Origin of the sequence: Saccharospirillum sp., from assembly GCF_039982735.1 — a bacterium.
Taxonomy (GTDB): domain Bacteria; phylum Pseudomonadota; class Gammaproteobacteria; order Pseudomonadales; family Natronospirillaceae; genus Saccharospirillum.
In genome coordinates, this window is sequence record NZ_JBDWXV010000011.1 from 817,108 (window position 1) to 829,667 (window position 12,560).

Annotated in this window: 11 protein-coding genes; 4 read left to right on the forward strand and 7 right to left on the reverse strand. The window is 55.0% G+C overall.

The window, feature by feature from the left end:
• Positions 1-24: 24 nt before the first annotated feature.
• From ABJT94_RS12030 to ABJT94_RS12045, 4 genes are read right to left on the reverse strand one after another with little or no spacing between them, the layout of a single operon-like run.
• Positions 25-732: a tyrosine-protein phosphatase gene (locus ABJT94_RS12030; protein ID WP_348475045.1), complete on the reverse strand. Its 708-nt coding sequence runs from the start codon at positions 730-732 to the stop codon at positions 25-27.
• Positions 725-1,378, reverse strand: a complete 654-nt coding sequence (locus ABJT94_RS12035; protein WP_348475044.1) for a YrbL family protein — start codon at positions 1,376-1,378, stop codon at positions 725-727. The genes ABJT94_RS12030 and ABJT94_RS12035 overlap by 8 nt, the downstream gene beginning before the upstream one ends.
• On the reverse strand, positions 1,375-2,388 hold the full coding sequence (locus ABJT94_RS12040; protein WP_348475043.1) for a Stealth CR1 domain-containing protein: 1,014 nt from the start codon (positions 2,386-2,388) through the stop codon (positions 1,375-1,377). The genes ABJT94_RS12035 and ABJT94_RS12040 overlap by 4 nt, the downstream gene beginning before the upstream one ends.
• Positions 2,381-3,091, reverse strand: a complete 711-nt coding sequence (locus ABJT94_RS12045) for a sulfur transferase domain-containing protein (protein WP_348475042.1) — start codon at positions 3,089-3,091, stop codon at positions 2,381-2,383. The genes ABJT94_RS12040 and ABJT94_RS12045 overlap by 8 nt, the downstream gene beginning before the upstream one ends.
• A 143-nt stretch (positions 3,092-3,234) precedes the next feature.
• Here ABJT94_RS12045 and ABJT94_RS12050 point away from each other — a divergent pair, with 143 nt between their 5' ends.
• The 3 genes from ABJT94_RS12050 to ABJT94_RS12060 all read left to right on the forward strand — a co-directional run bounded on the left by ABJT94_RS12050 (position 3,235) and on the right by ABJT94_RS12060 (position 7,507).
• Positions 3,235-5,469: a lipopolysaccharide kinase InaA family protein gene (locus ABJT94_RS12050; protein ID WP_348475041.1), complete on the forward strand. Its 2,235-nt coding sequence runs from the start codon at positions 3,235-3,237 to the stop codon at positions 5,467-5,469.
• Positions 5,466-6,284: a hypothetical protein gene (locus tag ABJT94_RS12055; RefSeq protein ID WP_348475040.1), complete on the forward strand. Its 819-nt coding sequence runs from the start codon at positions 5,466-5,468 to the stop codon at positions 6,282-6,284. Before ABJT94_RS12050 ends, ABJT94_RS12055 begins: the two co-directional genes overlap by 4 nt.
• Before the next feature lie 200 nt (positions 6,285-6,484).
• Entirely contained in the window at positions 6,485-7,507 is a 1,023-nt protein-coding gene (locus ABJT94_RS12060; protein ID WP_348475039.1) for a CDP-glycerol glycerophosphotransferase family protein, read from the forward strand.
• A 169-nt stretch (positions 7,508-7,676) separates the two neighbouring features.
• On the opposite strand, the gene ABJT94_RS12065 is transcribed toward ABJT94_RS12060, so the two are convergent.
• Positions 7,677-8,267, reverse strand: coding sequence for a LicD family protein (locus ABJT94_RS12065; protein ID WP_348475038.1), 591 nt, complete (start codon positions 8,265-8,267; stop codon positions 7,677-7,679).
• Positions 8,268-8,521: 254 nt separating this feature from the next.
• On the opposite strand from ABJT94_RS12065, the gene ABJT94_RS12070 reads away from it, so the two are divergent.
• Positions 8,522-8,941, forward strand: a complete 420-nt coding sequence (locus ABJT94_RS12070) for an adenylyltransferase/cytidyltransferase family protein (RefSeq protein WP_348475037.1) — start codon at positions 8,522-8,524, stop codon at positions 8,939-8,941.
• Between the two features lie 69 nt (positions 8,942-9,010).
• On the opposite strand, the gene ABJT94_RS12075 is transcribed toward ABJT94_RS12070, so the two are convergent.
• Together ABJT94_RS12075 and ABJT94_RS12080 are read right to left on the reverse strand one after the other, a co-directional pair.
• Positions 9,011-10,414 carry an O-antigen ligase family protein gene (locus ABJT94_RS12075; RefSeq protein ID WP_348475036.1) on the reverse strand — a complete coding sequence of 468 codons (1,404 nt, stop codon included), beginning with the start codon at positions 10,412-10,414 and terminating at the stop codon, positions 9,011-9,013.
• Between the two features lie 199 nt (positions 10,415-10,613).
• Positions 10,614-12,560 (reverse strand): nucleoside-diphosphate sugar epimerase/dehydratase, encoded by a 1,947-nt coding sequence (locus ABJT94_RS12080; RefSeq protein ID WP_348475035.1) that lies wholly within the window; start codon positions 12,558-12,560, stop codon positions 10,614-10,616.

A 12,560-nucleotide genomic window follows, 5' to 3' on the forward strand; every position in this document is an offset into this window, starting at 1 on the left:
CGAAGCACCTTGTTACTCACACCGTCATTCACGTCTTAGCACCTTATCGACCAGCCAACTGGTGAAGCCCGCTGGCTTGAAATACCGTTCCAGTTGCACCGGGTCGTATACCTCGTTGACCCATTGCTCAAAAGCCATGGGCGTTCGCGCACAATAGCGCTCATAGTCGCAGAAGAACTCATACAACAGGCCGGTTTTTGCGCCTTTAAAATGTAAATAGCGCCAGGAAAGCTGGGCTTTAGCATCTTCAACCGTGCCCTGCCCGGTCACCAGCAGGTAAACCCCGGCGGCAAAGCCAGAGCGGTCCGCGCCCGATTTGCAGTGAAACAACACCGGCTTTTCGAAGCCCTGCATCAGCTCTATAAGCTCCTTCACGCGCGCGGGGCGCGGAGCCCCGCGCGATGACATGCGAAACGAAATGAGCGTTACACCCGCTTTTTCTGCCGCTTCAATTTCGAACAACGAAGCCCCAATGTTCCCCAGCCCTCGCAAACTGACAATGGTACGAATACCCCGCTGTGCCAACCGGTGTACCTGGCCGGCACTGGGCTGGTTGCCGCGCCAGGCATCGGCTGTAAACGGCTCGGGCCGGTTCCAGAGAGGCCGCAACAGACCGTGGTCGATCACCATAGCATCCAACCAGGCCGCCAGCCGCACCAGCGGCCGATCAAAATGTGCTTCCCAGTAGCGCCGCCACTGCTTAAGCCGATTTTGTATGCGTGATTCAGCCATTTCGGTCGCCCTGCAAACGCTGGCGCATCGTTGCCACAAAGGCGCGTTTGCGACGCCGGTTTACCCAACTGATCAAGCTCTGGGTGGGAATCCAGGTGCGCTCGCCGAGCCCGTCAATCAATACGAAGCGCTCATCGGGCTCACCGGCGTTTTTCAGTACGATGTTCTCCTGGTTCAAGTCACCAATCATCAGGCGGGTATCGAGCAAGGCTTGCAGCAACCGGTCTAACCGGGTGTATCGCTCAGGCGTCATCGCACCTTGCCGGCGCAGCCGCAACACCGAGGGCGCCAGGTTGCCTTCGGCATCCCGCGCTGCCGACACCAGCAGGCCGAGGCCGATATCGGTTTCTACCACGCCCAACACCGGCTCTATATACGGTTGAATCTCCGGGTAACAAGGCCCGTTTGGCCCCTGATAGCGGGATTCTACAAACTGCTTCAGTTCGCGCAGAATGCCTGTGGTGTACAGAAAATGATCTTTACGGCGCTCGAACCAGCCGTTCAGGCCGGTTGGTGGTGTAACCCCAAACCGGCGCATGTGAACCTTAATGAGCAGGCCTGGCGTATCCGGGTGTTCATACACCCAGCGGGTTTTGCTGTTCAGCAATGGCTCACGCCCGGCCAGTGCAATGGGGCCTAGCTTCATGCAGATACTCCAGCCGGGCCGGTTCGGAAAATATCGTCGGGTTTACCCATTCGCTGATCCAGCCAATTAAAAAAATCTGTCCGCAAGGCGTCATCCATGGTTTCGAGGCTTTGGAAACACGCATACAGAATGGACGGATTCGACTCGATGTTCGACAACAATGTCGACAACCGGGGCTGTCGGTAATCACCGGGTTTAAAGCGTAGCGTTTTAAAACGATTGTTCACCGTAGCCAGGCTTTGCTTGAGCGCCAAATGGTTAACCAGTGCATCCGCTAAGAACTGCGATTCATCCCGCAACGGAAACTTAATGTTATGCGCCAGTTGCTGCGGGTGCTTCGCCATATAATCAGCCATAACTGACTTGAGCAAGGGGTGTGGCTTGTGCGGTGTTTTAAAATACCGAAACCGAAAACCTGCCAACCGGGCTGCATAAGCTTGCGCCAGGTGGTTACCGGGTCTTTTATCCGGCTTGTTGGAAGCCAGGCCCGTCAGCCCACGCAAAACCACACCCGGGCGTTGCGGCATCCACTGCCCGGCGAGAACGGCTTTGCCATCCTGAAAAAAACAGGTCGGCTTCACCGGCCTTACCAGCATAAAATCGTCGTTTAAATACACATACCGCTCTGCCAGGCCGGGGACATTCCAGTGCATCGACATAATGGAGCGATTATTAAAGGTAGGTAACGCCTGCTCATACCCTTTGAACAGCTGGGTATGGTCGACCACCACGACTTTATCGGCCCAGCCAGACTGTTCCAGCAGGGGCATAAAATCGGGCGCCTGGGCATCGGCAAGAATATGTATTCGCCTCAGCCAGGGGGCAAACTTCAGCAAAGAGGCAATGCAATACGCAAACTCACCGGTTTCCCGGTACCGGTTGGCACTGGCGATTTTGGGCCGGTGCCCAATCGATTCCAGATAGGCGTTGAGTTTCGCGCGGTGGGCCGGGTCTTCCCCGTTTACCCAGGTGACGAGCGCATCGATAGGCTCCCGGGCTGCATCATTCACGCCGGAGTACCTTATCGACCAGCCAGTTGCTTTTCCGGTCGCTGTTGAAGGCATGGATCATCGCGGTGCGGTCGTACTCGTAATGAAGCCAGGTGGTAAATTCGGCGTTGTGGTCTTTTTCGGCTTGCTCAAAGGTCTCTACAAACCGGTCCATCATCCCCGTGGCGGCGCTTTTAATATGCAGGAAGCGCAGAGACAGCTGCTTCTTTGCCTGCGCCGCCGGAACACCGGTGTGTATCAGATACAAGGCCGAAACCAGCCCGGCCCTGTCTGCGCCCGACTTGCAATGCAACAACAGCGGCTTGGGCACCTCGTTAAACAGCGCCTGCAATTGTTCGACTTGTTCAACCGTGGGCGGGCGCCGTGAACTGAGTTTCAGACTGACCAGGTTCAGACCGATTTGCCCGGCCGTGTACTGCTCCAGATGAAAGGCGCCACTGCGGCCTTCGCCGCGCAGGTTAAGCACCGTTTTGAAGCCACGGCGGGCGAGTGATTTTAACCGCAGTGGGGTTGGCTGGTTAGAGCGCCAAACCCCGGGGGCAATTTCAACCGGCCGGTTCACCGGCGCACGCAGCAAGCCAAGGTCTAAAACCCACAGGTCAAACCAGGCAGCCAGGCGCGCTGAAGGCCGATGCATCCGACCCGGCCATAGCCTGCGCCAGCGCGACATCAGTGAGGGTTTACCTGTTTTCTGAACGGGCATTACAGGGTGGGTATCCGGTTAAATTCAAACGGGCGTATGGTACTCAAACCCGCCAGCCATTCCCACCTTTGATTTTTGCCTGAACCGGGCTTCTCGGTTATGCTACGCGGCCGCTTTTGACCCGCTTTGTGGCCCGAGAACGCATGACGCACCCCCCACGTTACACGCCTTTGACCAACCTGCCCCTGCCTGGCTTTGAAGGCGAGATACTGGAACGCTACGCGACCGATACCGGCACCCACTGGCTGGCCGGGCTGCAAACCGAACTGCAAAGCAACGATTCCGACCTGCTATACCGCCAGCGCAACCGCGTATACCGGCTCGATGACCCGCTGGATTCAGCCGTTTCGGTTTGCATTAAAGCCTTCAAACAGCCCGATGCCTTGCGCTCCACCATTTACCGGCGCACCGGTAGCAAAGCGCAACGCGCCCATGCCTACAGCGCCCATCTGTACGCCCGGGGGGCCGACGTGGCTGAACCCATAGGCTATATGGAACGCTGGGAAGGCAACCGACTGGTTGAGAGCTACCTGATCACCCGCTACATCGCCGATTCGACCGACCTCTACTCGGAAATGACCTACCTGCTGCGCGAACGCCCCTACGCGGAAGACTTCATCTTCCTGCTGCGGTTCACGGCCGATGCCATTCGCACCATGCACAACAGCGGCTTTCTGCACGGTGACCTGGGCCCCCAGAACATTCTGATGCAGCGCACAGGCCCGGCCGACTGGGCAAACCCGGCCTTTATTGACCTGAACCGGGGCAAGCTGACCCCGAACCCAACGCTGCGCCAGCGCGCCCGGGATATGGAACGCATGAAGATCCCGTCTCACTTCCGGCACATCTTCTTTCACCTGTATTTTGAAGATAACGGTATACCGGCTGAATTCCAGCGCTGGGCAAACCGTTACCACAACCGTTTTTTACTGCACCAACGCAGCCGTAAATGGCGCCACCCGGTGCGCACCCTAAAGCGCTGGCTAAAAACCGCCCCGCAGGAGCAACGCTTGGCGGTCTCCACCGGCCAGCCCTCACCGCGTAACAGCTGGCTGTGGGATGCAAAATCCGGCCAGCCCTCGGTGATGCTGCAGGTGAAAGACCGCAAACGCGAACGCAGCAAGGCCGACCTGTGGCCTATGGCAACCAGCGTTCTGAAGGCCGCCTGGCCGGTGTACCGTCGCTACCAGGCGCTGCGCAAAACGGCCTATCAAACCCCGGTGGCCATGAACCAGCGGCTGGGCGTGTGTGTGGAGATAGACGAACACGTCGAACGCCAGTTGGAGCAACTGACACAAACGCCCGGTTTGCCGGTATTCGTGCGGTTGTACTTCCACTTAAGCCAACCGCAACACGATGAATCCAAGCCCAGCACCAGCCCCTGGCTCACGCAGGCCAGCGAAGCGATACGTCGGCTGCACGAAGCCGGCCACGAAGTCTCCATCGGGCTGGTTCAATCTCGCGAGGCGGTGTTGCAACCGGAGCGCTGGGAAGCCTTCATGGCCGACGCGCTGGCCCTGGTGCACTCTTATATTCATTGCGTGGAAATCGGCCACGCCGTCAACCGGGTGAAATGGGGTTTCTGGAATCTGGAAGAGATGAACCGCCTATGGCAGGGCACTGCCGACCTGAAAGCCCGTTACCCGAACCTGGTTTTTCTGGGCCCGGCCGTGAATGACTTTGAATTTCAATACTACCCGCCCCTGTTGGAAGCCGCCGGCACTCCGGTAGATGCGCTTTCCAACCACTTGTACGTAGACCGACGCGGCGCCCCGGAAAACGAGCAAAATGGCTTTTCCACCCTCGAAAAATGCTTGCTCGCCAAAGCCATGGCCGGCCACTACCAAAAACAGGGCTTCTACATCACCGAAGTGAACTGGCCGCTACAGGGCACGGGTGAATACTCCCCCCTGGCCGGTGCCTACCAGCCCAAAGGCAAGCGCGAAAGCGCCTTGCATGTGAGCGAAGCCGACAGCGCCGCCTACATGGTGCGCTACGCCCTCATCGCCCTGTGCTCTGGCACCACAGAGCGCATTTGGTGGTGGCGGCTGGCACACCCGGGTTTCGGGCTAATAGACACCTTAAACGGCTGGCGCGAGCGCCCCGGCTGGCCAGCGCTGGTGCACTTTCACCGCATGATGGTAAATGAGACCTTTCAGGGCCGGGAAGAAAAAGACGGCGTTATCTGGTGGCACTTCGAGCGATTCAGCCTGGTGTACTCTCTAACTCAGGGTCAGATCACCCTAAGCGATGACATAATTCGGGCCACCGACCTGGCCGGCCAACCAAAGCCTGAACAGCCGGGAGACACCCTGACAATAGACGGCAACCCCCTTTATCTGCATAAACCGCACCCGCACAAGGACCGAACCGAATGAAACCGCGCAAACACCTCTCGGCCTTCTGGCGCATGCTCACGTTGCGGCTGTGCAACGTAGAAAAGGCCACACCACGGCTGGTGAAAAAACGCTTACCGGTGATTGCCAACCTAACCACCATTGAACCCCGCCTCAGCTTCGTGCACGTGGCGATCAACAGCATGCTGCTGCAAGAAGAAGCCCCTGAACGGGTAATTTTGTGGCTAGACGAACGGCTGCAAGGGAAAATACCGGCCAAGCTGACCCGGCTAACCCAAAAAGCCCCGTTTGAAATCCGCTTTCGAAAAGACGTTGGCCCACACACCAAGCTGGTACACGCCCTGGCCGACTTTCCAGACCGCCTGCTGTTCACCGGCGACGACGACATGATGTACCACCCAACAACCCTCGCCCGGTTATACAAAGACCACCAAACCCACCCAACCGACATTATCAGCCACGCCTGCCGACGCATTCGCCGTAACGACGAGGGCACCCTGCTACCCTACAAACAATGGCGTTACGAGAAACCCGGCGAACACCACCCAGATACCTTGCTGCTCGGCTTCGGCGGCGTGCTCTACCCGCCCGGCGCGCTGCCGCAAGCCGCAACCGACGAAGCGCTGTTCAAACAATTGGCCCCCAAAGCCGACGACCTTTGGTTCAAAGCCATTAGCGCCAACCAGGGCACCACCGTGCGCCGCGCCAGCCAACCCCTGAAACCCCAGAAAATCCCGTTTTCCCAGAAAGTGGCGCTGCGCAAAGCCAACGTAGGGCAAGACACCAACCGCCAGCAATGGCAGGCGCTGTCGGAGCATTTCAAGCTAGAGATTTAACCAGCCCTCTACACCAGTCCAACGCACGGCGCTGCACACTACCATCCTCTCTCCACCCCCGGGGGAGAGAGCTAGAGAGAGGGGGCGGCGCAGCCGTTACATTTAATTGTCGCTGGCTACTCAGCCTGCCCGCACCGGCCCTCGCACCCACCCCCAAACCCCCGTTATAATCCCCAGCCAGCCAACACGCCCAGGTTACCATGCAAAAGCTTCTATTCTTCGTTGAACAGCCTTATTCCTTCCCCATTCTAAGGCCGCTGGAAGCCGCCGCAAAAGCCCGTGGCATAGAGGTGCGCTGGTTCCTGTATGACTTGCCTGAATCTTACCTGACACCCAAAGAACACCGCCTGGCCGACACCGCCGCCGTTAACGACTACAACCCCGATGCCGTTATCTGCCCCGGCAACTGGGTGCCCTACTTCTGGCCCGGCCACAAAATTCAGGTGTTCCACGGCTTTGGCATCGACAAGAAAGGCCATTTTAACATTCGCGGTTTCTTCGAACTGTATTGCACCCACGGCCCGCTAACCACCAGCCGTTTCAAAGCCGCAGAACCTAAATATGGCTATTTTAGAAGCGTAGAAACCGGCTGGCCGAAAATGGACCCCTACGCCAAGGCGGTAGACACCCGCACCGCCATTACAGCGCCACCGAGCGTGCTGTATGCCCCAACCTTCAGCCCCTCGCTCACCTCCACCTACGCACTGCTGGAGCCGCTTAGCGAACTGACCAAAGCTGGTAAAGCCGACATAACCGTGAAGTTCCACCCAATGATGGCTGAAGACCAGGTAACCGCCTACAAAGCCGCCCAGAACGACCATTTCAGAGTGGTAGAAAACACCGACCTGCTGCCCGCCCTGCAACAGGCCGACATTGTGCTTTCCGATACCTCATCGGTAGTGGCCGAAAGCCTGTGCATCGGCAAACCGGTGATCACCCTGAACACCCTGCACCCCGGCCCCTATGTGCTGAACATCACCGAGCCGGGCGAGCTGGCTACCGCCATACACACCTGCACAGAACACTACGCGGAACGAAAAGAAGCCGGCAAAGCCTACGCCGACCAGATGCACCCCTACCAGGATGGCAATTCATCGGAACGGGTACTGGATGCGATAGAGCACCACATCCGCGAGGGTTACAAAGGGCTGAAAAAGCTGCCCTTCAACTGGCTGAGAAAGCGCAAGGTGGCGAAGAAAATGAGGAAATACGCGGGGCATTGAGGGACGTGGAACATGAAGGGACGCAAAACATAGAAAGACGCGACACACGAAAAGACGTCAAACACCATTCTAACCCAAGCTTACGTCCTACCGTGTTACACGTCTTTCGTGTGTTACGTCTTTTAATGTCCTGCGTCCTTTATTTTCTTGCGTCAGTTATTGTCCTACGTCAGTCCCCCGCCCTAGGGCGGACGACGGTCTGCTCCATATCACAATGCCACTCCTTTTGCGGCACCTTCCAATTGCCAAACTTGGCTTCCAGGTACCCTTCATAGTCGACCGGTACCTTCACCTGCCGCCCTTCCCAGGGCACGGTTTCAAAGCCTTCGTAGTGGTGAGCGGAAACACGCATGACGTTGCTGGCGGCTATCCAATAGGCATGGCCTTCGTGAATGTATTTCACGAACAGATCCAGAGTATTTGGGCCTGCAAGCACCTTTAAAAAGCGATCTTTCACCTTCACCAGCCGAACATCCTGCTTTTTGGCAAACGCCTCATTCTGGCTAAACGACCGCTCAGAAAGCCGCCACCCAAGCGCTTTCAAGGCTTCCAGCGCTGGCTGAAGCCTGGGTACATCGGCACTCATAATGGAAAGATCGGTGTCTTTATCCCAAGGCAGGAGGTCTCCATCCCGCACAATGCCCAGCAGCGTGCCCCCTTCCAGATGGTAGGTGATGTTGTGGCTATCCAACACATCGATGGTGTCTATCAACTGGCGGCGCTGAACCGAGGCACTGGAGGAAGGCTTAAACAAACGCATTGGGTTCCTTTCGGGCAAAACTGAGTAACCCCATAATAACCCGTGACACCCCCGCCCAGCCACCGTGCAAGTGGCTTTAGTCATACTTCTTACATGCTTTTGCAACAGTCTGCTTGTAGACTACCCCGGTCAGGTTGCGCATCAACGTGAACCCGGTTAGTGTTCAGCCCCACGGCCAGCAAGGCCTAACACTGGCCGAGACCTGGTGAACGAGACCTGATGGAATAGTAACCGACCCAATACAACGAGCCGCTATGAACCCGACAGAGAAGCCCAACAAACGCGTCATCACCTTCGGTACCTTCGATGTATTCCACATCGGCCACGTGAACATACTGGAACGCGCCAAAGAGCTGGGTAACCACCTGACGGTTGGGGTTTCTTCCGATGCGCTGAACTTCGATAAAAAAGGCCGTTACCCGGTTTACCGACAAGAGCACCGGGTTCACATACTGAACAGCCTGCATTGTGTAGACGAGGTATTCATTGAAGAATCCCTGGAACTGAAAGGCGAATACCTCAGCCGCTACAAAGCCGACATTCTGGTAATGGGCGACGACTGGGCGGGCAAGTTTGACCACTTTAAAGACCAGTGCGAAGTCATCTACTTCCCGCGCACCAAAGACGTTTCAACAACCGACATCATTCAGATGATTCAAAGCCGAATTGACTGATAAACACCGCTTAAATGGCGGTGTTTCGCGAACGTTCACCTATATAGGCCTCTAGATCAGCTTTCCACCTCAGCTATCTGCCTTGCTCCCCGCCTCAGTTTCTACTTTAAAGGCTGCATCACCTTCATATTCCACTATATGCTTAAAAATAAAGGTAGCAGCACCCAGCAACACCATATTGAACAGAAAAATGGGGGTGCCAATAAACAGCGATGAGTAAAAAACACCACAAACTGCGTAAAAAATTAGCGCGAATACAGTGAACACGTAAATATCCTGCGGTAATACCCCATCTTTCCAAGCCATATGCATTCGCCTAAAAAACCAGACAAAAAACGCTGTAAACAACGCCAAACCCACCAGACCATACGAAATGGTTAGTTCCAGGTAAGTATTGTGAATGGTTCGAAACAACCTGCGGCCGCTGGGAGCATTGAAATAATTTTGCGCTTCATCGTGCATCATACGCCCGGCACGGTACCCCCAGCCAAAAAGAGGGCGTTCTAGCGTCCAGTGTGTGGCATCTACCCAGAATATTAGCCGCAGACCCGCACTGCTGCGTGGAATGTCTTCCACATCACCTTGAAGCGCAGGCATGATATTCCGTATTTCGTTCTGGGTTTTAGCTATCGTTTGATCAAAGGTGGCCGAATTGAACAATACCACCAGCCCCACCACAACAACCACCAACAGCGGTACTATCACTCTCTTTTTAGGGAATCGACCCGATCCGGAAAAACCGCAGTACACGGCTAAACAAAGAACCGCTAACGTCATAACAACGGCAATACCCAGGTAGACTGCCCGGCTTTGAGTCGTAAAGGTTAAGAACCCGATATAAACCAACAAACACAACCACAAACAGCAACGCACATATGAAAATGCTGGTTTGAATACCACTTTCTTGCCAAATATAAATACGGCAATTAACAACGTTCCGTAAACAATGCCGATGGCAATGGGGCTATCCCCATAGGTAGCCCTTCGGCCGGCCCAAGCACCAACAAATTCCTGCCATCCATCCCCAGCAACCCAGGGCATTATTAAGGCCGATACCGCAGCCGCACCCCACACCCAAAACAAGTTTTTTTGGCTACCTGCGAGCATAAATGCAGGGATGATAAACAGGAACTTGGTAATCAGATCATCCAGATTCGGGGCACTGCGGGCCATATCCGGGTGCTCAAGCTTCATAAGCACCCAGGTAATCAGTGGCACTAGTATGGATGCCAATAGCACCCACGCAATAAAGGACCTACGAAGCGGTGTTTTACAGGAAAGAAAAATAACCAGCCCGGTAATATACATAACACCGGCCAGCGTTTGTATTTCACTGTGATACAGCAGCTCAAAAAACGAGGTGATAAAAATTAACAACACCATCGCCAGATACAAAAAAACCGGCAGCCTTACAAAAGATACGGGCTCCCAAAGGCTGGTTAACCAATCGGATTTAACGGGGTACCTATACAAACACGAACTCCTAAAGAACCAACCAGAGCACCAAGCCCAAAAAAAAAAATCACAAGCCGAGGTTCACCAGGAACCCGGCCCAATGCAACGATAGAACAACTGTGATTCTAATATGCTAACGGGTGGTGACCAACTGCCCAACTGACTTAGAGTGGCACTACATTGTTAAAGAATTGTTGCCAGAGTAGTACAACAGCCGCTAATGGAAAGACTGTTTCTCGACACCTGGCCCTGGTGCCTTTTCTGCCACCCCACTCAACAAATCCACCATCGGTGAACTGGGCTTGAACCCTGCCACGGCCTTTTCAAGAATGCCTCTGGCCACCAAGGCATCTTGCCCTTGCTCTGCAGCGATCAATGACTCCAAATAAGCATGTAACGTTGCTTCTGGCAACAATTCCTCATTCGCGCGCATGATTTTGGGGTGGTCGGTACCCGAAACAGCTTCACCAATAAGCAGTTCTTCATAAAGCTTTTCACCGGGCCGCAGGCCAGAGAACTCGATCTCGATATCCCCTTCCGGGTGCTCCTCCGATTTTACATCGTACCCACTGAGCTCGATCATCCTGCGGGCCAGGTCGACAATTTTAACGGGCTTGCCCATGTCCAACACGAACACATCCCCCCCCTGCCCCATGGCGCCGGCCTGCACCACCAAGGAGGCTGCTTCAGGGATGGTCATAAAGAACCGTGTAATATCTGGATGGGTAACGGTAACTGGGCCACCCCGGCGTATTTGCTCACGAAACAGCGGCACCACGGAACCAGACGACCCCAGCACATTACCAAACCGCACCATTGAGAACACAGTATCGGCCTCAACTGCGAGGCTCTGCACTACCAGCTCAGCCATGCGTTTGGTAGCGCCCATCACGTTGGTAGGCCGAACCGCTTTATCGGTAGACACCAGCACGAAGTGACCGGCACCCGCTTTTTTAGCGGCTTCAGCCACAACTCTAGTACCCATAACGTTGTTTCGAATGCCCTCAAACACATTGTGTTCAACCAAAGGAACATGCTTATAAGCAGCAGCGTGGTATACGGTATCTACCTGATAGCGTTGAAAGACCTCTTTGATGCGATGGCTATTGCACACAGAGCCGAGCAGTGGCACCAGTTGTACGCCATGGAACAGAATATGCTCGTTACGCTTCAATTCACTTTCGATCTGATACAGCCCAAACTCGCTTTGTTCAAACAATACCAGGGTGGTGGGCCCTGCTTTTACAACCTGCCTACACAATTCCGAGCCAATAGACCCACCTGCCCCAGTTACCAAAACGACCTTCTCGTGTATGCAGGCGTTAAATAAAGCTGCATTAGCCGGAACAGGGTCCCGCCCTAACAGGTCTTCTGGCTCAACTTCCTGCAGTTGGTCCACACTGGCCTTGCCAGACACAATATCTGGCATGGAAGGGGTGGTTTGCACATGAACCGAGAACGGTTCTAACTGGTCCAGAATGGCCTTACGTTGCTTTTTAGTCGCATTTGGAACGGCCAGCAATACCCGATTAACACCAAACTGAGTAATTAAGGTTTGCAGATCATTGGGGCTGTAAACCACCATACCTTGAACAGTATGCTTCCATAGGGCGGAGTTACTATCCAGAAAGGCAACGGGAATAAACTCCCGCCCCTTCTGCAAGGCTGAAGCCAACTGGGCGCCGGCACTACCAGCACCAAAAATGGCTACCGGCTCTTTATTGGTATAATGGCGGGTCAGCCACTGATAAAACCCTCTGACAAGAATTCGGCTACCACCTACCAGAGTAAATAGCACCAAACCGAAGATAATGGGAATAGAGCGCGGGAAGCCGGTAAACCGTGCGAGAAAAGCCACAGACCATAGACTCAGCGCAAGAAAAACCGACCCTTTTACAATAGCCATAAACGCCTGCCCACTCATAAAGCGGACAATAGCTCGATAAAGCCCCAACCGTGCGAATACAAAGATACCAACCGGTATCATCAGCGGAAATAACCACCAGAACCGCTCGATGTAGAACTGTGGCCACCACTGCCCTAGCCGCAGCGCCCAGGCCGCCCAAAGAGCAAACGGAATCATCACGACATCTGCAGCGACCATGATCCATTTTTTGTGTGATCGGCGCAGGCCAACCATACGGCGTTGCAGTTTTCTTCTCAC

Coding starts and splice junctions, on each gene's coding strand:
- ABJT94_RS12060 (WP_348475039.1), top strand. CDS start 6,485: ATGCAAAAGCTTCTATTCTTCGTTGAACAGCCTTATTCCTTCCCCATT.
- ABJT94_RS12070 (WP_348475037.1), top strand. CDS start 8,522: ATGAACCCGACAGAGAAGCCCAACAAACGCGTCATCACCTTCGGTACC.
- ABJT94_RS12035 (WP_348475044.1), bottom strand. CDS start 1,378: ATGAAGCTAGGCCCCATTGCACTGGCCGGGCGTGAGCCATTGCTGAAC.
- ABJT94_RS12055 (WP_348475040.1), top strand. CDS start 5,466: ATGAAACCGCGCAAACACCTCTCGGCCTTCTGGCGCATGCTCACGTTG.
- ABJT94_RS12030 (WP_348475045.1), bottom strand. CDS start 732: ATGGCTGAATCACGCATACAAAATCGGCTTAAGCAGTGGCGGCGCTAC.
- ABJT94_RS12050 (WP_348475041.1), top strand. CDS start 3,235: ATGACGCACCCCCCACGTTACACGCCTTTGACCAACCTGCCCCTGCCT.
- ABJT94_RS12065 (WP_348475038.1), bottom strand. CDS start 8,267: ATGCGTTTGTTTAAGCCTTCCTCCAGTGCCTCGGTTCAGCGCCGCCAG.
- ABJT94_RS12045 (WP_348475042.1), bottom strand. CDS start 3,091: ATGCCCGTTCAGAAAACAGGTAAACCCTCACTGATGTCGCGCTGGCGC.